The organism is Amycolatopsis albispora (assembly GCF_003312875.1).
GTDB lineage: Bacteria > Actinomycetota > Actinomycetes > Mycobacteriales > Pseudonocardiaceae > Amycolatopsis > Amycolatopsis albispora.
In genome coordinates this window covers 8487840-8507424 of record NZ_CP015163.1, presented here as the reverse complement: position 1 = coordinate 8507424, position 19585 = coordinate 8487840, and the positions used below count along the sequence as shown (strand labels likewise).

At 70.2% G+C, this 19585-nt stretch carries 16 protein-coding genes; 6 read left to right on the top strand and 10 right to left on the bottom strand.

Annotated features, from left to right (window positions below; genetic code table 11):
• Window positions 1–12: 12 nt before the first annotated feature.
• Window positions 13–1299 (bottom strand): MFS transporter, encoded by a 1287-nt coding sequence (locus A4R43_RS39485; RefSeq protein ID WP_113696746.1) that lies wholly within the window; start codon window positions 1297–1299, stop codon window positions 13–15.
• 289 nt (window positions 1300–1588) lie between these two features.
• On the bottom strand, window positions 1589–2212 hold the full coding sequence (locus tag A4R43_RS39480) for a mycothiol-dependent nitroreductase Rv2466c family protein (RefSeq protein ID WP_113696745.1): 624 nt from the start codon (window positions 2210–2212) through the stop codon (window positions 1589–1591).
• A gap of 144 nt (window positions 2213–2356) precedes the next feature.
• Between A4R43_RS39480 and pepN the strand changes: the two genes are divergently transcribed.
• The gene (pepN, locus tag A4R43_RS39475; RefSeq protein ID WP_113696744.1) at window positions 2357–4924 is read left to right on the top strand and encodes an aminopeptidase N; all 2568 of its coding nucleotides are present in this window, start codon (window positions 2357–2359) and stop codon (window positions 4922–4924) included.
• A 54-nt stretch (window positions 4925–4978) separates the two neighbouring features.
• On the opposite strand, the gene A4R43_RS39470 is transcribed toward pepN, so the two are convergent.
• Together A4R43_RS39470 and ctaJ are read right to left on the bottom strand one after the other, a co-directional pair.
• Window positions 4979–5476 carry a DUF5130 family protein gene (locus tag A4R43_RS39470; protein WP_113696743.1) on the bottom strand — a complete coding sequence of 166 codons (498 nt, stop codon included), beginning with the start codon at window positions 5474–5476 and terminating at the stop codon, window positions 4979–4981.
• Window positions 5463–5711: an aa3-type cytochrome oxidase subunit CtaJ gene (ctaJ, locus tag A4R43_RS39465; protein ID WP_205215165.1), complete on the bottom strand. Its 249-nt coding sequence runs from the start codon at window positions 5709–5711 to the stop codon at window positions 5463–5465. Before ctaJ ends, A4R43_RS39470 begins: the two co-directional genes overlap by 14 nt.
• Window positions 5712–6084: 373 nt before the next feature.
• Here ctaJ and A4R43_RS39460 point away from each other — a divergent pair, with 373 nt between their 5' ends.
• A complete protein-coding gene (locus A4R43_RS39460) occupies window positions 6085–6585 on the top strand; it encodes a hypothetical protein (RefSeq protein WP_205215164.1) in 501 nt (166 codons plus the stop codon).
• A 46-nt stretch (window positions 6586–6631) separates the two neighbouring features.
• Here the strand turns inward: A4R43_RS39460 and A4R43_RS39455 are convergent, their stop codons facing one another.
• The gene (locus tag A4R43_RS39455) at window positions 6632–7351 is read right to left on the bottom strand and encodes an HNH endonuclease (protein WP_236808539.1); all 720 of its coding nucleotides are present in this window, start codon (window positions 7349–7351) and stop codon (window positions 6632–6634) included.
• 213 nt (window positions 7352–7564) lie between these two features.
• Here A4R43_RS39455 and A4R43_RS39450 point away from each other — a divergent pair, with 213 nt between their 5' ends.
• The 3 genes from A4R43_RS39450 (at window position 7565) to A4R43_RS39440 (ending at window position 10662) form a co-directional block, all read left to right on the top strand.
• Entirely contained in the window at window positions 7565–8575 is a 1011-nt protein-coding gene (locus A4R43_RS39450; protein ID WP_418190783.1) for a mechanosensitive ion channel family protein, read from the top strand.
• 13 nt (window positions 8576–8588) lie between these two features.
• Complete coding sequence (locus A4R43_RS39445; RefSeq protein ID WP_113698189.1) at window positions 8589–8993, top strand: globin; 405 nt, start codon at window positions 8589–8591, stop codon at window positions 8991–8993.
• A gap of 67 nt (window positions 8994–9060) precedes the next feature.
• On the top strand, window positions 9061–10662 hold the full coding sequence (locus A4R43_RS39440) for a glycoside hydrolase family 13 protein (protein WP_113698188.1): 1602 nt from the start codon (window positions 9061–9063) through the stop codon (window positions 10660–10662).
• A gap of 79 nt (window positions 10663–10741) precedes the next feature.
• On the opposite strand, the gene A4R43_RS39435 is transcribed toward A4R43_RS39440, so the two are convergent.
• A complete protein-coding gene (locus tag A4R43_RS39435) occupies window positions 10742–12133 on the bottom strand; it encodes an LVIVD repeat-containing protein (RefSeq protein WP_236808537.1) in 1392 nt (463 codons plus the stop codon).
• 175 nt (window positions 12134–12308) lie between these two features.
• Here A4R43_RS39435 and A4R43_RS39430 point away from each other — a divergent pair, with 175 nt between their 5' ends.
• Window positions 12309–12998, top strand: coding sequence for a DUF305 domain-containing protein (locus A4R43_RS39430; protein WP_113696739.1), 690 nt, complete (start codon window positions 12309–12311; stop codon window positions 12996–12998).
• Here the strand turns inward: A4R43_RS39430 and A4R43_RS39425 are convergent.
• From A4R43_RS39425 to A4R43_RS39410, 4 genes are all read right to left on the bottom strand, one after another.
• Entirely contained in the window at window positions 12986–13270 is a 285-nt protein-coding gene (locus A4R43_RS39425; protein WP_113696738.1) for a hypothetical protein, read from the bottom strand. The genes A4R43_RS39430 and A4R43_RS39425 overlap by 13 nt on opposite strands.
• A gap of 69 nt (window positions 13271–13339) precedes the next feature.
• On the bottom strand, window positions 13340–13984 hold the full coding sequence (locus tag A4R43_RS39420) for a DUF8010 domain-containing protein (protein WP_113696737.1): 645 nt from the start codon (window positions 13982–13984) through the stop codon (window positions 13340–13342).
• Window positions 13977–14402: an acyl-CoA thioesterase gene (locus A4R43_RS39415; RefSeq protein WP_113696736.1), complete on the bottom strand. Its 426-nt coding sequence runs from the start codon at window positions 14400–14402 to the stop codon at window positions 13977–13979. The genes A4R43_RS39420 and A4R43_RS39415 overlap by 8 nt, the downstream gene beginning before the upstream one ends.
• Entirely contained in the window at window positions 14402–19411 is a 5010-nt protein-coding gene (locus A4R43_RS39410) for an NAD-glutamate dehydrogenase (RefSeq protein ID WP_113696735.1), read from the bottom strand. Before A4R43_RS39410 ends, A4R43_RS39415 begins: the two co-directional genes overlap by 1 nt.
• Window positions 19412–19585 lie beyond the last annotated feature (174 nt).

Sequence of the window (19585 nt, the reverse complement as noted above, 5' to 3'; positions counted from 1 at the left end):
GTGTAGCCGGTGCTACCCCGCCAGGTCGCTGCGGTAGGTCTCGGTGAGCAGCGCCACGCAGCCCGCGGCCACCACGGACACGCCCACCAGGTACAGCGAAGTCGGCCACGACGACCCGGCCGCGGCGTAGAACTCGGTGGCCAGGATCGGCGACACCGCACCGCCGACGATGCCGCCCATGCTGTACGCCACCGACGCGCCCGAATAGCGGTACCGCGTGGCAAAAAGCTCCGGCAGGAACGCGCCCATCGGCCCGAAGAACAAGCCCATGATCACCATGCCGCCGCTGAGCGCCACCGTGATCAGCACCGGGTTCGCGGTGTTCATCAGCCAGTACATCGGGAACGCCCAGAGCACCGAAACCGCGGCCGCGCCGAGGCAGACCCGCTTGCGCCCCAGGCGGTCCGACAGCCGGGCGGAGGCCAGCGTCGCCAGGCCGAGGCAGACCGCGGCGATCACCGTGCAGGTCAGCATGGCGCTGTAGGACAGCTTCAGCACGGTCGTGCCGTAGGACAGGTTGAAGGTCATCACGGTGTAGAAGAGCGTGTGCGCCAGCACCATCGCGCCCGAGGCCAGCAGCAGCACCCAGCCCTGGCGGCGGACCACCTCGAACAACGGCACCCTGGCGCGCCCGGCCTTGTCCATCGCCTGCTGGAAGACGGGCGTCTCGGCGATGGTCATCCGGATGTAGTAACTGACCACCACCAGCACGGCGCTGAGCAGGAACGGGATGCGCCAGCCCCACGCGCGGAAGTTCTCGGTGGACAGCACCGAGGTGAGCAGCAGGAAAACCCCGCCGGAGAGGAAGAACCCGACCGCGGGGCCCAGTTGCGGGAAACTGGAGTACAGCCCGCGCTTGCCCTCGGGCGCGTATTCGACCGAGAGCAGCACCGCGCCGCCCCACTCGCCGCCGAGCCCGATGCCCTGGAGGAAGCGGAACACGGTCAGCAGGACCGGCGCGAGCACGCCGAGCGTGGTGTACCCCGGCACCAGGCCGACCGCGACCGTGCTCAGCCCCATCAGCAGCAACGACACGACCAGCATCCGCTTGCGGCCGATCCGGTCACCGAAATGTCCGAAAAGGACGGCTCCGAGCGGCCGCGCGACAAAGCCGACGCCGAAGGTGGCCAGCGAGGCGATCGTGCCCGCCGTCGCGGAGAACTTCGGGAAGAAGACGTCCCCGAAGACGAGCACGGCCGCGGTGCCGTAGATGTAGAAGTCGTAGAACTCGATGGTGGTGCCGATGAACCCGGCGATCGCCACCCGTGACCGCGACACCGGCGTGGAAACGGCTCCCATTCAGCGAGCCCTTTCCAACCTGGTGGCCCAGCGCCGACGATGGCGACCACCGATCGGGGATGTCACGAATGTGGCTTTCGAGACGTTTGGCGTCTCGAAAGCCACATTCGTGACACCGAGCACCGCACGCCAGGCGCGGTTCGAAACGGCTCCCATTCGGGGAAGCCTACCGACCGGAGTCAACCGGTCACCGCGCCGAGCCGCCCCGGACTGGACACGAATGTGGCTTTCGGGGCACTTTCCGCCCCGAAAGCCACATTCGTGTTCGCTCCCCGAGCCCGGCCCCGGCTCAGTCGAAGTTCAGCGCGTCCGTGCCCGTGCGCGTCCGCTTCAGCTCGAAGAAGTCCGGGTAGGACGCCAGTGCGTACGCCCCGTCGAACACGCGCAGCGCGTCCTCCCCGCGCGGGATGGACGTCAGCACCGGGCCGAAGAAGGCGACCCCGTTGATGTGGATGGTCGGCGTGCCGACGTCCGAGCCGACCGGGTCCATGCCCTCGTGGTGGCTCTTGCGCAGCGCCTCGTCGTACTGGGTGGACTTCGCCGCCTCGGCCAGGTCCTCCGGCGCGCCGATCTCCCGCAGCGCCTCGCGGATGACCTCGTCGCCGTAACCGCGGCCCTGGTTGTGGATGCGGGTGCCGATCGCGGTGTAGTAGTCACGCAGCACCGCCTCGCCCTTGGCCTCGGCGACCGCGATCGCCACGCGCACCGGGCCCCAGCCCTGGTCCAGCAGCGCGCGGTACTCCTCGGGCAGGTCGTCGCGGTTCTCGTTCAGCACCGACAAGCTCATCACGCGGAACTTCAGGTCGATGTCCCGGTGCTTTTCCACCTCGAGGATCCAGCGCGAGCTGATCCAGGCGTACGGGCAGATCGGGTCGAAGTAGAAGTCCACCTCGGCCTGCTTGGCTGCGGTCATCACGTCTCCCTGCTCGGTGGGGCTCTCTGCTCCAGCGCAACAGCACACGCCCGGCCGTTGTTCCCCATCGTCAGCGAGGCAGCTCACATGATTGGATGCCGTGGTAAGCGAACCGATAACCGATATCAACGACCAGAGGTGCCTGTGCCCGCCCCGAACCTGACGCGCGACCAAGCCCAGCAGCGAGCCGGACTGCTCGAGGTCGAGTCCTACGACATCGAGCTCGACCTGACCGACGGCCGCGGCGGACCGGGCGAGAAGATCTTCGACTCGAAGACCACCGTCCGGTTCTCCAGCGCCCGGCCCGGCGAGGGCTCCTGGGTCGACATCGTCGCCGAGCAGGTGCGCTCGGCCACGCTCAACGGCAACAAGCTCGCGATCGAGAACTACCGCGAGGAGGACGGCATCGCGCTGCCCGAGCTGGCCGCCTCGAACGAGCTGGTGGTGGAGGCCGACTGCCGCTACATGAACACCGGCGAGGGCCTGCACCGGTTCGTCGACCCGGTCGACGAGGGCGTCTACCTCTACACGCAGTTCGAGACCGCCGACGCCAAGCGCATGTTCGCCTGCTTCGACCAGCCGGACCTGAAGTCGGTCTACCGGCTCACCGTGATCGCGCCGCGCGACTGGAAGGTCGTCTCGAACGCGCTGGTGGAGTCCACCGAGGACACCCCGGAGGGCGCGGTCCGCACCGTGTTCGCCACCTCCGAGCGGATCTCCACCTACCTGGTCGCGCTGATCGCCGGCCCGTACGCCGAATGGCGCGACACCTACACCGACGAGCACGGCGAGATCCCGCTGGGCATCTACTGCCGCGCCTCGCTCGCCGAGCACATGGACGCCGAGCGCCTGTTCACCGAGACCAAGCAGGGCTTCGGCTTCTACCACGAGAAGTTCGGCACCACCTACCCGTTCAGCAAGTACGACCAGCTCTTCGTGCCCGAGTTCAACGCGGGCGCGATGGAGAACGCCGGCGCGGTCACCTTCCTGGAGGACTACGTCTTCCGCTCGCGCGTGACCCGGTACGCCTACGAGCGCCGCGCCGAAACGCTGCTGCACGAGATGGCGCACATGTGGTTCGGCGACCTGGTCACCATGCGCTGGTGGGACGACCTGTGGCTGAACGAGTCGTTCGCCACCTTCGCCAGCGTGCTCGCCCAGGCCGAAGCCACCGAGTACACCAACGCGTGGACCAGCTTCGCCAACATCGAGAAGTCGTGGGCCTACCGGCAGGACCAGCTGCCCTCCACGCACCCGATCGCCGCGGACATCGTCGACCTGCACGCGGTCGAGGTGAACTTCGACGGCATCACCTACGCCAAGGGCGCCAGCGTGCTCAAGCAGCTGGTCGCCTACGTCGGCCAGGACAACTTCCTCGCCGGGCTGCGCCTGTACTTCGGCAAGCACGCCTGGGGCAACGCGACGCTGGCCGACCTGCTGGCCGCGCTCGAAGAAGCCTCCGGCCGCGACCTGTCGTGGTGGAGCGCCGAATGGCTGGAGACCACCGGGCTCAACTCGCTCACGCCGCGGTTCGAGGTGGACGGCGACGGCCGGTTCAGCTCGTTCGAGGTGGTGCAGTCGGGCGCCAAGCCGGGTGCCGGTGAGCTGCGCACGCACCGCATCGCGGTCGGCGTCTACGACGAGGACGAGGCGGGCCGGATCACCCGGAGCAAGCGCGTCGAGCTGGACGTGACCGGTGAGCGCACCGCCGTGCCGGACCTGGTCGGCGTGCCGGCGGGCAAGCTGGTGCTGGTCAACGACGACGACCTGACCTACTGCACGATGCGGCTGGACAGCGGTTCGCTGGTCACCCTGATCGACCGGATCGCCGACATCACCGACCCGCTGCCCCGCACGCTGTGCTGGTCGGCGGCCTGGGAGATGACCCGCGAGGCCGAGCTGAAGGCCCGCGACTTCGTCACCCTGGTGTCGCGCGGCGTGCACGCCGAGAGCGAGGTCGGCGTGGTGCAGCGGCTGCTGCTCCAGGCGCAGACCGCGCTCAACTCCTACGCGGAGCCGGAGTGGGCGATGTCACAGGGCTGGCCCGCCTTCACCGGCAAGCTGCTCGAGCTGGCGAAGTCGGCGCAGCCGGGTTCGGACCACCAGCTGGCCTTCGTCAACTCGCTCGCCGGTGGGGTGCTGGACGAGACGGCGCTCACCGCGGTGGCAGGCTGGCTCGACGGCTCGGCCCCGCTCGAGGGCCTCACCGTGGACACCGACCTGCGGTGGCGGCTGCTCCAGGCGCTCGTCGCGCACGGCAAGGCCGGTGACGACGAGATCGACGCCGAGCTGGCCCGCGACAACACCGCCACCGGCCGCCGCCAGGCCGAGGGCTCGCGCGCGCTGCGCCCGACGCCCGAGGCGAAGGCGGACGCCTGGCAGCGCGCGGTCTTCGACGACGAGCTGCCCAACGCCGTCAGCAACGCGCTGATCGGCGGGTTCTCGCACCCCGGCCAGAAGGCGCTGCTCGGGGCGTACGTGGAGAAGTACTTCGCGCAGATCGACGAGGTGTGGCAGCGGCGCTCCAGCGAGCGCGCGCAGCCGACCGTGATGGGGCTCTTCCCGTCGTGGGCGGTGGTGCGGAGCACGGTCGAAGCAGCCGACGCCTGGCTCGCCGGTGACCACCCGGCGGCGCTGCGGCGGCTGGTGTCGGAGGGCCGGGCGGGCATCGTGCGCGCACTGGCCGCCCGCGAGTTCGACCAGCAGGCGTAACGCAAAACGGGGCGTGACCACCGGCTCGGTGGTCACGCCCCGTGACGCGTTGCTCTAGTTCTTGGGCGCCGGGCCCGCCTGGTCGGTCATCATGCGCAGGCCGCTGACCAGGCCACCGACCAGGTCGCCCTCCTTGAAGGAGGCGACCATGCTCATCACCGCGAGCTTGGCCCCGCGGTCGGGCAGGCGGTGGAAGGCGCGCTCCCCGGTGACCACCTCGACCACGCGCTCACCGGGCGAAACGGCGATCAGCACCGCGTCCGTGGCGCCCTCGCCGATGGAGGCGTGCAGCCGTTCGGCCGCGGCGCGGCTGTCCTCGCCCAGTTCACCCAGGTAGACGCTGAAGTCCAGGCCCGTTTCGCGGGTGGCCAGGGTGAGCGCCTCGTCGAGGCGGGCCAGCTGGACGGCGTTGAATGGGCCAACCGGACCAGCGGGCTCGTACATCTTGGCGGCGCTGATGCGGCCGGTCGGCAGCACCACGGTGCCGGCGGGCAGGTCACGCTCGTCCACGGCGGTGCTCGCGCCGCCGTGGGTCAGTTCACCAGCTCCCACGAGCCCCTCCTCGTGCCGTGACGGCGGTGGCGCCGCCTTCCTCGGTCCCGGCGGCGAGCCGGCGACCGGCTCCCTCGGGGTTCGCGCTCCACCAGATCGGCGCGTATTCCCAGGGCTGGCCGGGGCGGTACCTCGGCGCACCGGAGAATTTCGACCGCAGCGTCACCAGGCTGACCACCAGGTAGATGGCCAGCGGCGCGGCCGCGAAGACCAGAAGCGTCTCGACCAAGTTCACGCGCGCAGCGTAGCTGATGGCCCAGCCGGGTGTGCCGGGACGCCGTGGTTGGCCAAGCATTCACGGGGCGTCCCCCGCTTGCCTCGTCGGCAACCGGCCAACAGGGGGAAGCGGGGTGGCCGAAAGATGGCAACTCAACGTACGTGCGGCGGTACTCACCGCTGTTGTCTTGTTCCCACGGTGAAATCCTCGTACTTTTTTCACCTGTACGGGCCTTGCCGCCTCGCTTCCCAGCTTCAATTGTCACGGAACGGTCCCAGGAGGACACGTCATGCAGAGCGCCCCCACCCCCGCCCAGGCGACGTACGACCGTTTTTCGTCACTCAACGAGATGACCCGGCTGAGTCTTGACTCGGACGGGCGTGGCACGAGGGTGACGCGGGACACACGCGTCACCGCCGGTACGCGAGTCACCCGTGGCACCCGCGTCACGCGCGGTACCCGGGTCACCGCGGGCACCAGGGTCACCTGCGGTACCCGCGTCACCGCTGGTACCAGGGTCACCGCGGGCACGCGGGTCACCCGGGGTACGCGCGTCACCAGGGGTACGCGGGTCACCTGCGGCACCCGGGTCACGCGAGGCACCCGCGTCACGGCCTGCACGCCGGGCACCCGCGTCACGGCCTGTGCTCAGGGCACCCGGGTCATGGCGGAAGCAGGCACGCGCGTCACGGCAGCGGCGGGCACCCGGGTCACGGCCTGCGCTCAGGGCACCCGGGTCACCGCGGCGGCGGGCACCCGGGTCACCGCGGCAGCGGGCACCCGCGTTACGGCAGCGGCGGGCACCCGCGTCACCGCGGGCACCCGCGTCACCAGGGGCACCCGCGTCACGCGTGGTACCCGGGTCACCTGCGGCACGCGCGTCACCAGCTGAACCACCAGCACCGACCGGCAACGGCCCACCGGCGCCCCGGCTGCCCTCAGGCGGCCGGGGCGCCGAGGTACTGGCGCCAGAGCGGATCCGCGTCCGTGGTGTGCGCGAGCAGCCGCCAGTGCGGACCGTGCGGTGCCCTCGGCACCACCGGCAGCCGCCAGCCGATCTCGCTGAGCAGCGAATCCGCCTTGCGGTGGTTGCACTTCGTGCAGCACGCCACGCAGTTCTGCCAGCTGTGCTCGCCGCCCTTGCTGCGCGGGACCACGTGGTCGATGGTCTCCGCGCGGCCACCGCAGTACACGCAGCGGTACCGGTCGCGGTGCATCAGCCCGGCCCTGGTCAGCGGCACCTGCGCGCGGTAGGGCACGCGCACGTAGGTGCTCAGCCGGATCACCGAGGGCACCGGCACGGTCATCGTCGCCGCGTGCAGGATCAGCCCGGCCGGATCACCGTGCACCACCTCGGCCTTGCCGCACAGCAGCAGCACCACCGCGCGCCGCAGCGGCAGCGCGGTCAGCGGCTCGAAGGTGGCGTTGAGCAGCAGCACCCGACGCCGCCCGCCCAGTGGCGTGGCCGGCCCCGAACCCCCCGGATCGCGTCCCTTGCGCTGGCCGTGTACGCGGGTCACACGCCCGCCACGGCTCGGCGGACCACTGGGCTGGGGTCCGGTCGACCCGCCCGAGTGGACGCAGGACACAACCTCCGGCGCCTGCCCGGCCAATTCCCGGCCCGGCGCGCCGAAGGGGATCGGTTGTCGGTCTGGCACTCGACCACCTCCACCGGTTCAGCCATAGAAGACCACAGATCACACCCATCGCGCACGTGTGTTATCCGACGTGTCATCGACCGGTACCGTGGTGGCCGGTTCCGGCGACCCCGAGCGCGTGGCTCACCCGCCCTTCCCGGAACACTCGCCGGAGCGCGTGAAATCCACGTGACGATGAGCGAAACACCCACGGAAAAGGAGTACCTCTCAGCCGTGAACGCACTGCTCAGCCAGCAGCCCACCGACCCGATACCGCTCTGCGCCCAGGAAGCGGGCAGCTGGTGCCGCTGGGTCTACGACACGACCGGCAACGCGTGGCTGGCCGGATCGGCGAACTGGCTGCTCGAGAAGCCGGTGCGGATCCTGCTGATCCTCGTCATCGCGTTCCTGGTCCGGCTGCTCGCCCGCAGGCTGATCGACAAGGTCACCACGCTGCCCGAGAACAACGGCGCGAGCAGCGGCAAGCTGCCCACCATCCTGCGCCCGCTGCGCGAGCGCGCGCCGGAGATCCTCGGCCCGCTGGTGGCCGAACGCCGCCGCCAGCGCGCCAAGACGATCGGCTCGGTGCTCAAGTCGCTGACCACGTTCCTGGTCTACGGCCTCGCCTTCATCCTGGTGCTCGGTGAGCTGGGCATCAATCTCGGCCCGATCATCGCGTCGGCGGGCATCGTCGGCGTGGCGCTCGGGTTCGGTGCGCAGAACCTGGTCAAGGACTTCCTGTCCGGCATGTTCATGATGCTCGAGGACCAGTACGGCGTCGGTGACGTCGTCGACCTCGGTGAGGCCACCGGCACCGTGGAGGCGGTCGGGCTCCGGATCACCACCGTGCGTGACCTGAACGGCACCGTCTGGTACGTCCGCAACGGCGAAGTGCTGCGGGTCGGCAACTCCAGCCAGGGCCACGCCGTCGCCGTGGTCGACGTGCCGCTGAACTACAACGCCGACGTCAGCCGGGCGACCGCGCTGCTCGCCGAGGTCGCCGAGGACGCGGTCAAGAGCGAGCCGCTGGCCTCCGACGTGCTCGAAGCGCCCGAGGTGCTCGGCGTGGAGGCCGTCACGCCCGAGGGCATGCAGCTGCGGATGACGGTGAAGGTGCGCCCCGGCAGGCAGTGGGCCGCCCAGCGCGCGCTGCGCGCCCGGATCATGAGCGCGCTGGAGGACGCCGGGTTCGAGCCGCCGCTCGGCCGGTTCTTCGGCGGCTCGACCACGAACAGCCAGGCATGATGGAGTGGTGGAAGTGAGCCCAGCGACGTCCGACACGCAGGAACCCCAGACGTTCTACGAGGCCGTCGGCGGTGAGCCGACGTTCCGGTTCATCGTCGGGCGGTTCTACCAGCAGGTGGCCGAGGACGAGATCCTCCGCCCGCTCTACCCGGAGGAGGACCTCGGCCCGGCCGAGGAGCGGTTCCGGCTGTTCCTCATGCAGTACTGGGGTGGTCCGCACACCTACTCCGACCAGCGCGGGCACCCGCGGCTGCGGATGCGGCACGCGCCGTTCAAGATCGGCCCGATCGAGCGCGACGCGTGGCTGCGCGCGATGCGGGTCGCCGTGGACGAAGCGAACCTGCCCGAGCCTTACGCCGAACAGCTCTGGGCGTACCTCGAAATGGCCGCACAGAGCATGATGAACAGCTGGATCTGAAGCCAGGAAAGAAAAAACCGGACGCTGCTGGACGAGCCCCGCCGTGGAGGTGGAAGGATTGCGCCTCGTGCGCAGAGCTGCCGACAGCAAAACCACCGCGGCGGGCGAAGGCCAGTGGTGGCGTGACAGCGTTTTCTACCAGGTGTACGTGCGTTCCTTCGCCGACTCCGACGGTGACGGGGTCGGTGACCTGGACGGAATCCGCAGCAGGCTCGGGTACCTGGAACTGCTGGGCGTCGACGCGCTGTGGCTGACCCCGTTCTACCGCTCGCCGATGGCCGACAACGGTTACGACATCTCGGATCCGCGTGACGTCGACCCGTTGTTCGGTGATCTGGCCGCCTTCGACCGGCTGGTCGAGGAGGCACACGGGCGCGGCATGAAGGTCACCATCGACCTGGTGCCCAACCACACCAGCGACCGGCACGAGTGGTTCACCGCCGCGCTCGCGTCGCTGCCGGGCAGTCCCGAGCGGGAGCGCTACATCTTCCGCGAGGGCCTCGGCATCACCGGTGAGCACCCGCCGAACAACTGGGTCAGCGCGTTCGGCGGTCCGGCGTGGACCCGCGTGCCGGACGGGCAGTGGTACCTGCACCTGTTCGCCCCGGAACAGCCCGACCTCAACTGGGGCAATCCCGAGGTGCACGCGGATCTCGAGCGCACGCTGCGGTTCTGGCTGGACCGCGGCATCGACGGTTTCCGCATCGACGTGGCGCACGGCATGGCGAAACCGCCCGGCCTGCCCGACATGGACCTGCGCGCGGCCGGTGCGGACGCGCTGATCAGCGGTGAGTACCGCGACATCCCGGACCGCCGCTTCGACAACGACGGCGTGCACGAGATCCACCAGATGATCCGCAAGGTGCTCGACGAGTACCCGGGCACGATGGCGGTCGGTGAGATCTGGGTGTCCGACGAGGAGCGCTTCGCCCGCTACCTCCGCCCGGACGAACTCCACCTCGGCTTCAACTTCCGCCTGGTGCTCACCCATTTCGACGCCGACGCGATGCGTGCGTCGATCGAGCGCTCACTGGCGGTCGCGCGCAGCGCCGGGGTGCCCGCCACCTGGACACTGTCCAATCACGACGTCTGGCGGCAGGTGAGCCGGTACGGCGGTGGCGAGCAGGGTTTGCGGCGGGCACGCGCGATGGCGCTGGTGGAACTGGCCCTGCCCGGCGCGATCTACCTGTACAACGGCGAAGAACTCGGCCTGGCCAATGTGGACCTGCCGGTGGAGGCGATGGTCGACCCGCGGGCACGCACGGCGGGCCCGGACCGCGGCCGTGACGGCTGCCGCGTGCCGATTCCCTGGGAGGGCGAGGAACCGCCGTTCGGCTTCTCCACCGCGGAGCGGGCCTGGCTGCCGATGCCCGCCGAATGGGCCGGGCTGACCGTGGAGGCGCAACTGGAGGACGCCGGTTCCACGCTCTCGCTCTACCGGCACGCGCTGGAACTGCGGCACCAGCATCCGGCCTTCGACGGCGAGGAAGTCGAGTGGTACGGCGCGCCGGCGGGCTGCTTTGCCTTGCGCCGCAAGCCAGGCGGCCTGGTGTGCGCGCTGAACACCTCGGCGGCGCCGGTGGACCTGCCGCCGGGCGAGGTGCTGCTGTCCAGCACTCCCCTGGTCGACGGCAAGCTGCCGCCGGACGCCGCCGCCTGGCTCGTCTAGTTCCCCTTGCACGTCACGAATGTGGCTTTCGAGACGTTGGGCGTCTCGAAAGCCACATTCGTGACAGGGCGTTCCCCGATCAGCGGCCGTAGCGCGGCTGCGTCTGCGGGTTGAACTCGTCGAACTTCACGGACTTCCCGGGCGCGGTGGCGCGGTCACGCACATCGAGCACGTCGAGGCCCTTCTGGATGTCCGAGGAGTAGATGTAGCCGTTGTAGTAGTACGCCGACCACGAACCACCGGTGATGTTCTCCGTGTTCGACAGCGGGCCGCGCTCCCACCAGGCGATCTCCTTGGGGTTCGCCGAGTCGGTGAAGTCCCAGACCGAGATGCCGCCCTGGTACCACGCCTGCACCATGATGTCGCGGCCCTTGACCGGGATCAGCGAGCCGTTGTGCGCCACGCAGTTCTCGGTTTCGGCCTGGTAGCGCGAGATCTTGTAGTAGCTGCGGAACTCGAGCTTGCGGTCGTCGCCGGTGCCGGTGATGTCGTAGATGCCGTCGGCACCGCGGTTCGGGCCGAACTTCGCGTTGCAGGTGGCCAGGCCGCCGCCGCCGAGCTCGTCGGTGAAGACCACCTTGGTGCCGTCGTTGTTGAAGGTGGCCGAGTGCCAGAACGCGAAGTTCACGTTGTCCTGCACCCGCTCGATCACCCGCGGGTTCAGCCGGTCGGTGATGTCGATCAGCACGCCGTCACCCATGCACGCGCCGCCCATCAGGTTCTTCTCCGGGAAGGCGGTGAGGTCGTGGCAGCCGGTGGTGGCCGAGCGGCGCGTGCCGTCCGGGTTGTCGCCGCCGGGGTTGCCGCCGTCCGGGAAGAGCACCGGGGTGGCGATCAGCGCGGCGTCCTGCGGGGCCTGGTTCGGCACCTTGACGATGGAGATCTTGTCGTGCGGCGGCTGGCAGTCCGGCAGGTTCGCGGCCGGCGCGTACGACGAGACGTAGAGCAGCGTGGAGTCGGTCTTCTCGTCCGGCACCAGCGTGTGGGTGTGCGAACCGCAGTCGGTCTCCACCGCGGAGACGTACTTCGGGTTCTTCAGGTCCGAGATGTCGAAGACCTTGATGCCCTCCCACGCACCCTTGTTCGAAGCGGGCAGCGGGGCGCTCTGGCAGGAGTTGTCGCTGCGTGAGGAGTCGGTGGACAGGAACAGCAGGTTCCCGGAGACCGAGACGTCGTTCTGCGAGCCGGGGCAGAGCACCTGGCTGACGATCTCCGGCTTCGACGGCTGCTTGATGTCGTAGATGACGAAGCCGTCGTAGTTGCCGACGATCGCGTGGTCGCCGGTGAACGCGATGTCGGTGCCGAGCGCGTTCGTCGTGTTGAACGGCGCCTGCTTCGGGATGTTGGCGATCTGCCGGATGTTCGGGCTGTGCACGATCTGGTCCACCGGCGGGATCCCGCTCTGGGCGACCGCGCCCGGGACGCCGGCGAGCCCGGACAGCGCGAGACCTGCCGCACCGGCGGCTGCCACGAACACACGGGAAAGGCGGTGGGTCCGGAAAATCCTGTTCACCACACGAGCCCCCAATCTTTCACTGGTCGGAGCAGATTATGTCCTTTCGGACAGATGGTCGATAGCTACTTAAGAAGGGGTCCGGTTCCTGGGAGGATTGACGAACCGGCCGCCGAGGCGGTTCGCTGGCGACATGACACGAACAGTGACCGCCGCGGTCGCCGCGGGGCTCGCCTGCGCGCTGCTGGCGGGATGCTCGAACGAGCCGGTCCCGCCTCCAGAGGCTGCACAGCCCTCGGTGGGCGTGCTGGTCCCGGGCAAGCCGGGCGAAAGCGCCACCGCGGTCCCGCCGGGCGAAGCGGGCGGGCATCAACAGGAAGTGACGCTCAGCGAAGTCGACGTCAACTACGTCACGAACATGATCCCGCACCACCGGCAGGCGATCGTGATGACCGATCTGGTCGCCGAGCGGGCGAGCAACGAGCTGGTGCGGGGCATCGCGAGCCGGATCGACGCCGCGCAGGGCGCCGAGATCGACCAGATGACCGCGTGGCTCACCCAGCACGGCAAGCCGGTCCCGCCCGAAGAAGACCCCACCAGCCACAGTGGACACGCTGGGCACGGCGGACACGGGGGTCACGATCACGCGACGATGCCGGGCATGGCCACGCCCGAGCAGCTCGACCAGCTGCGCGCGGCCAAGGGCACCGACTTCGACCGCCTGTTCCTGGACCTGATGATCCGGCACCACGAGGGCGCGCTGACCATGGCCGAGCAGCAGCTCGCCGGCGGGCTCAACGACCGCGCGCAGGAGATGGCGCAGGAAGTGATCACCGGGCAGACCGCCGAGATCGAGCGGATGCGCGCGGTTCAGCTCCCGTAGCTCTCGCCGCCGGCGCCCGCCTCGAACCCGGCGTCGTAGCCGTCCTCGTAATCGTCGTTGTCGGACAGCGCCGCACTGGCGATCCAGCCCGCCGCCGCGCCCGCCTGCAGGTAGGGCGCGGCACGGCGCCAGCGCGACGGCTTCTCGATCGCCGGCTCCGGGCGCTCCTGCTCGGCGGGACGCTCCGTCCGCCACGGGGTCTCCTCGGCGCGCACGCCGTCGAGGAACTCCCTGGTGGGATCCGGTTCAGCGGGCTTCTCGCGCTCGGTCATGCCACTACGATGACACCAGGGCCGCCCCGGATCCACCGGAACGGCCCTGGTAACACCCTCGTAAGAAGCTCAGTGCGCGCCGAACAGCAACGGCAGCAGCGCGTGCCGCCGCCGCACGATCGCGCCGTACCGCGCGTCCATCCGCAGCCACGAGTCGGTCGCCGTCACGCGCACCACGTCGTCGGTGATCGACGAGTCCAGGAAGCCCATGCCGGACAACGCGAACAGGCAGCGCATCTGGACCTTGACCTCCAGCTCGCCCCCGCTGACGGTGAGCACCGCCTGGTCCATCAGCGAAGCGGGCGGGTTGCCGTGCGGCCCGGCGTTCTCCCTGGCCAGCGACACGCCGCGGTCGGCGAGATCGGCGACCACGCCGACCGGCAGGTCGTCCACCGGCTGCCACCGCCCCGCCGCGGGCAGCTCCGAATGCCACAGCAGGTCCCGCGACGGGCCCGGGTCCATCCGCTCACCACCGGCCACGGTCAGCGCGGCCAGCAGCTCGGACCCGGACACGGTCACGTCCGACGGGCTGATCTCCCCGGCCACCGCCCTGGTCGCCAGCACGTCGAACGGCGTGGCCACCCAGGCCTCGACGATCCCCGGCGCGCGGTTGCGCAGGCGCACCGCCACCTGGCCGTCCAGCCGGACCGCCCGCGCGACGAACGCGCCGAGCGTCTCGCGGTCCGCGGGATCGGCGATCCGCAGTTCAGGCATCCGACTCCCCTAATCCGCGCCGCAGGAAATCGCGCTCGTCCTCGGTGAGCCGGCGCGGGCGCTCGGTGGTCACATCGTAGGGCGCGAGCTTGGTCTCGGCGGTCACGGCCACCTTGTCCGCCTCGTCCGGCCCGGCGTGCACCCGGTAGCCGATGGTGAAATAGGAGTACCGCAGCTCGGTCAGCGACATCTCCACCAGCACGTCGGTGTTGCGTGCCACCACCGGCGCCCGGTAGTCGACCTGCAGCCGGACCACCACGATGCCCTTGGCCAGCTCGGTCAGCCCGGCCGCGGCCGACTCGCCGAACAGCAGCGGCACCCTGGCCTCTTCCAGCAGCGTGACCATGTTGGCGTGGTTGACGTGGCCGTAGACGTCCATGTCCGACCAGCGCGGCCGGACCAGCGCGCGATGAGCCATCAGCGGACCGTGCTCCGCATCTGCCGCGCGGCCACCGAAAGCGTCGCCAGGTCGAGCCTGCCGGAGCGCTGGATCTCGTCCAGCGACACCCGCGCCCGCGCCAGCCGCGAGGCGTTGGTGTGCTCCCACTGCTCGATCTTCTGGTCGGCGGTGTCGTCGGAGTCGCTGTGCCGCAGCGCGTCCAGGGTGATCGCCCGCAGCGACGCGTACAGGTCGTCCCGCAGCGCCAGCCGCGCCAGCGCGTGCCAGCGGTTGCCCCGCTCCAGCGCGCTGATCGAGGTGAGCATCTTGTCCACGTTGAGGTGCTCGGACAGCGCGTAGTACAGCTCCGCGGTCTCCGCCGGGCTGCGCTCGACGTCGATGCCGACCTCCTGCTCGGCCAGCTCGGCGACCTCGGTGACGTCCAGCAGGCCGTAGGTGTGCAGCAGCACGCCGACCCGCCTGGCCACCGCCTCCGGCACACCGTGCGACATGAGCCGCTCGACGTACTCGCGGACCGACTCCGCCTCGCGTCCGCGCAGGAAACCGCCGACCTGGGTGGCCAGCTGGGCCACCGTCTCGCCAAAGCGGTTGATCTCCGCGCCGACGGCCAGCGGCTGCGGGCGGTTGGTCAGGAACCAGCGCGCGGCCCGGTCGAGCAGACGGCGCGTCTCCAGCATCATCTCGTCGGCGATGTCCGACGGCACCAGGTTGTCGAGCGCGTCGATCTCCCGCCACAGCGACGGCAGGTCGTACACCGAGGTGACCACCGCGTAGGCACGCACGGCGTCGGTCGCGGTCGCGTTCATCTCCTCGTTGAGCCGGAAGGCGTACGACAGCCCCGCCCCGTCCACCACCTCGTTGACCAGCAGCGTGGTGACGATCTGGCGGTGCAGCGGGTGGTCGGCGATCGCGTCGCCGAACCGCTCGCGCAGCGGCTTCGGGAAGTAGTCGGGCAACCGGCGCGCGAACACCTCGTTGTCCGGCAGCTCGCTGGCCAGCAGCTCGTCCTTGAGGTCCAGCTTCACGTGCGCGAGCACGGTGGCCAGCTCGGGCGAGGTGAGGCCCTTGCCCTCCTTCTCCAGCTGCTTGAACTCGGCCGGGCTGGGCAGCGCCTCCAGCTTGCGGTCGAGCTTGCCGTCGGCCTCCAGGTCGGCGATCAGCCTGGCGTGCACCGACACCATCGGCGCCCGGTGGGCCCGGCTGACGCCGAGCACCGCGTTCTGCCGGTAGTTGTCCGCGAGCACCAGCTCACCGACCTCGTCGGTCATCTCCAGCAGCAGCTGGTTGCGCTGCTCGCGGTCCAGCGCGCCGGCGGCGACCTGCTGGTCGAGCAGGATCTTGATGTTCACTTCGTGGTCGGAGCAGTCCACGCCGGCCGAGTTGTCCAGCGCGTCGGTGTTGATCTTGCCGCCGGCCCTGGCGAACTCGATCCGGCCGAGCTGGGTCAGCCCCAGGTTGCCGCCTTCACCAACAACCTTGACCCGGAGGTCCGCGCCGTTGACGCGCAGCGCGTCGTTGGCCTTGTCCCCGGCGTCGGCGTGCGACTCGCTCTCGGCCTTGACGTAGGTGCCGATGCCGCCGTTCCACAGCAGGTCCACCGGGGCGAGCAGGATCGCGCGCATCAGGTCGGCCGGGGCCAGCTTCTGCACGTCCTCCGGCAGGCCGAGCGCCTCACGCACCTGCGGGGTGATCGGAATGGTCTTCGCGGCCCGCGAGTAGACCCCGCCGCCCTCGCTGATCAGCGACCGGTCGTAGTCCTCCCACGAGGACCGCGGCAGGTCGAACAGGCGGCGCCGCTCGGCGTAGGACGCGGCCGCGTCCGGGTTCGGGTCCAGGAAGATGTGCAGGTGGTTGAACGCGGCCACCAGCCGGATGTGCTCGGAGAGCAGCATGCCGTTGCCGAACACGTCCCCGGCCATGTCGCCGATGCCGACGACGGTGAACTCCTCGCTCTGGGTGTCCACGCCGAGCTCGCGGAAGTGCCGCTTGACGCTCTCCCACGCGCCCTTCGCGGTGATGCCCATGGCCTTGTGGTCGTAGCCGACCGAGCCACCGGAGGCGAAGGCGTCGCCGAGCCAGAAGCCGTAGCTGACGGCCACCTCGTTGGCGATGTCGGAGAACTTCGCGGTGCCCTTGTCCGCGGCGACCACCAGGTAGCTGTCGTCGCCGTCGTAGCGCACCACGTCCGGCGCGGGCACGGTCCGGCCCTCGTTGAGGTTGTCGGTCAGGTCGAGCAGGCCCGAGATGAACATGCGGTAGCAGGCGATGCCCTCGTTGAGCTGGGCGTCGCGGTCGATCCCGGCGTCACCGGTGGGGGCAGGCGGCCGCTTGACCACGAACCCGCCCTTCGCGCCGACGGGCACGATCACCGCGTTCTTCACCGCCTGCGCCTTGACCAGGCCCAGGATCTCGGTGCGGAAGTCCTCCCGGCGGTCGGACCAGCGCAGCCCACCCCGCGCGACCGAGCCGAAGCGCAGGTGCACGCCCTCGACCCGCGGCGAGTAGACAAAAACCTCGAACTTCGGCCGCGGCTCGGGCAGGTCCGGCACGCCCTGCGGGTCCAGCTTGAGCGCCAGGTACGGCCGCGGCACGCCGTCGGCCGACTTGACGTGGTAGTTCGTCCGCAGGGTCGCCCCGATCACCGCCATCAGGCGGCGCAGGATCCGGTCCTCGTCCAGGCTGACCACGTCGTCGATCAGGTTCGCGATCTCGGCGGCCTTCGCGGCCGCCTCCTGCTCGCGCTGCTCGGGGTCGAGGCCGAGGTCGAACCGCGTCTCGAACAAGCTGACCAGCGCGGTCGCGATGTCGGTGTGCGCGAGCACGGCGTTCTCGATGTACTCCTGCGAGTACGGGCTGCCCGCCTGGCGCAGGTAGCGCGAGTAGGCGCGCAGCACGGCCGCCTGCCGCCAGGTCAGCCCGGCACGCAGCACCAGCGCGTTGAAGCCGTCGACCTCGCATTCGCCCTTCCAGGCCGCGGCGAACGCGTCCTGGAAGCGCACGCGCAGGTCCTCGACGTTGTCGTCACCGATCTCGTCGAGCACCCGCTGGTCCATGCGCAGGCCGAAGTCGTAGATCCACGAGCGCGAGCCGTCCTCGCGGCTCAGCTCGTACGGCCGCTCGTCGACCACCTCGACGCCCATGCGCTGCAGCAGCGGCAGCACGGTCGACAGGGTCACGCCCTCACCGAGCAGGTACAGCTTGAACCGCCGCTCCCCCGGCTCGGCGTCGGCGGGCAGGTAGAACGACATCGCCAGGTCGTCCGGGCCGGACAGCGAAGCCAGCCGGTGCAGGTCGGCCAGCGCCTCCTCGGCGCTGTAGTCCTCCTTGTAGGCCTCGGGGAACACCGAGGCGAACCGCTGGCCCTGCTCGGCCGCCGACTCCTCGCCGCCGGGGCCCGCTTCGCTGTCGCGCGCGCGGCGCTCGGCCAGGATCGCCTCGACCATGAGGTCGTCCCAGCTGCGCACGGCGTCGTTCAGGCGTTCCTGGATGCGCAGGGTGTCCGGCTCGGTCCGCGCGCCCGGCTCGGTGTGCACGGTGAAGTGCACCTGGGCCAGCAGCGTCTCGCCGACGCGTGTGCTGAACTCGAGGTGCGTACCGTCGAGTTCTTCCAGCAGCACCTCCTGCATGGCGACCCGCGAGCGGGTGCTGTACCGGTCGCGCGGCAGGAACACCAGGCACGAGTAGAAGCGGCCGTACGGGTCGCGGCGCAGGAACACCCGCAGCCGGCGCCGGTCGGCCAGCGTGATCGCGCCGGTGGCGGTGGCGTACAGCGAGTCGACGTCGGCGGAGAACAGGTCCGCGCGCGGCCAGTTCTGCAGCACCTCGAGCATGCGCTGCCCCGAGTAGGACTCCATCGGGAACCCGGCGCGGTGGATCACCTCGCGCACGCGGCTCGCGACCACCGGGATGTCCAGCACGTTCTCGTGCAGCGCGGTGGTGGTGAACATGCCGAGGAAGCGGTGCTCGCCGGTGACGCGGCCGCGGTCGTCGAAGGTCTTGACGCCGACGTAGTAGGGGTAGATCGGGCGGTGCACGGTCGAGGGCGCGCTGGCCTGGGTGAGCACCAGCAGCGACGGCTCCAGCGCCGCGGCGGCCGAATCCGGTCCGGCGGTCAGGCTCCGCGCGGCGAGGCTGTCCTGGCGCAGCACGCCGAGCCCGGAGGCCAGCACCGCGCGCAGCGCGGGCTCGTCCCCTTCGACGGTGGTCGCCTCGACCAGCTCGTACTGCCGGTAGCCGAGGAAGGTGAAGTGCCCGTCGGCCAGCCAGCGCAGCAGTTCCGCGCCCTCGCGGACCTCGTCGGCGGGCAGCGACGGCGGCTCGTTTTCCAGCCCGGCGGCGAGCGAGAGGGCCGCCTCGGCCATCTTGTCGGCGTCCTCGACGACCTCGCGCACGTCACCGAGGACCGAGGTCAGCCGGTTGTCCAGCTCGCGGGCGCGCTGCGGGTCGGTGATGCAGTCGATCTCCAGGTACATCCAGGATTCCGCGGCCGCGCCCTCGGGCGGTTCGGCCACGTCGGCGCTGGCGTGCACCTCGCGCAGCTCACCGGTGATCTCGCGGGTCACCACGACGATCGGGTGCACGATGCGCTGCACCTGGACGCCGGTGCGCGCCAGCTCGGCGGCCACGGAGTCGACCAGGTACGGCATGTCGTCGGTGACCAGCTGGACCACGGTGGCTTCCCGGGTCCAGCCGTCCTCGGCGGTGGTCGGGTTGAGCAGGCGGACCACCGGGCGCCCCGGCACGCGCTCCTGCGCGAGCTGGAGGTGGGTCCGCACCGCGCCGACCAGGTCGGCGGGCTGGTCGTCGACGATCTCTTCGGCCGGGGTGTGCCGGTAGTACAGCCGGATCAGGTCCTCGATGTCCGGCGCCTGCGCGGCGGCCGCGTCGACGAGCTCGTCCCGGATCTGCTCGGGGCTGGCCGAGCGCCGCTGGCTCGCGCGCTCGGAGCGGTCCAGCGTGGTGCTGGTGCCCGCTCCGGACGGGTTGGAGGCCCCGCCCACGCTGATCGAAGACGCCGTCGAACTCATTGCAGGCAACTCTCCCGTTCCCGACACCACGCTGTGTCTCTCGCTCGCCCCAGTATGGGCATTACGTGGCAAGAAAATACTGCCTTCACCAGAAGCCGGGACGACCGCCATCGCCGGGGAAACGCCCGTTCCCCGCCCGGGGCTGGCGGCTTCGATTCAGCCTTCGATTCAGTA

Coding starts and splice junctions, on each gene's coding strand:
- A4R43_RS39420 (WP_113696737.1), bottom strand. CDS start 13,984: ATGCCTGAACTGCGGATCGCCGATCCCGCGGACCGCGAGACGCTCGGC.
- A4R43_RS39480 (WP_113696745.1), bottom strand. CDS start 2,212: ATGACCGCAGCCAAGCAGGCCGAGGTGGACTTCTACTTCGACCCGATC.
- A4R43_RS39425 (WP_113696738.1), bottom strand. CDS start 13,270: ATGACCGAGCGCGAGAAGCCCGCTGAACCGGATCCCACCAGGGAGTTC.
- A4R43_RS39415 (WP_113696736.1), bottom strand. CDS start 14,402: ATGGCTCATCGCGCGCTGGTCCGGCCGCGCTGGTCGGACATGGACGTC.
- A4R43_RS39430 (WP_113696739.1), top strand. CDS start 12,309: ATGACACGAACAGTGACCGCCGCGGTCGCCGCGGGGCTCGCCTGCGCG.
- A4R43_RS39410 (WP_113696735.1), bottom strand. CDS start 19,411: ATGAGTTCGACGGCGTCTTCGATCAGCGTGGGCGGGGCCTCCAACCCG.
- A4R43_RS39485 (WP_113696746.1), bottom strand. CDS start 1,299: ATGGGAGCCGTTTCCACGCCGGTGTCGCGGTCACGGGTGGCGATCGCC.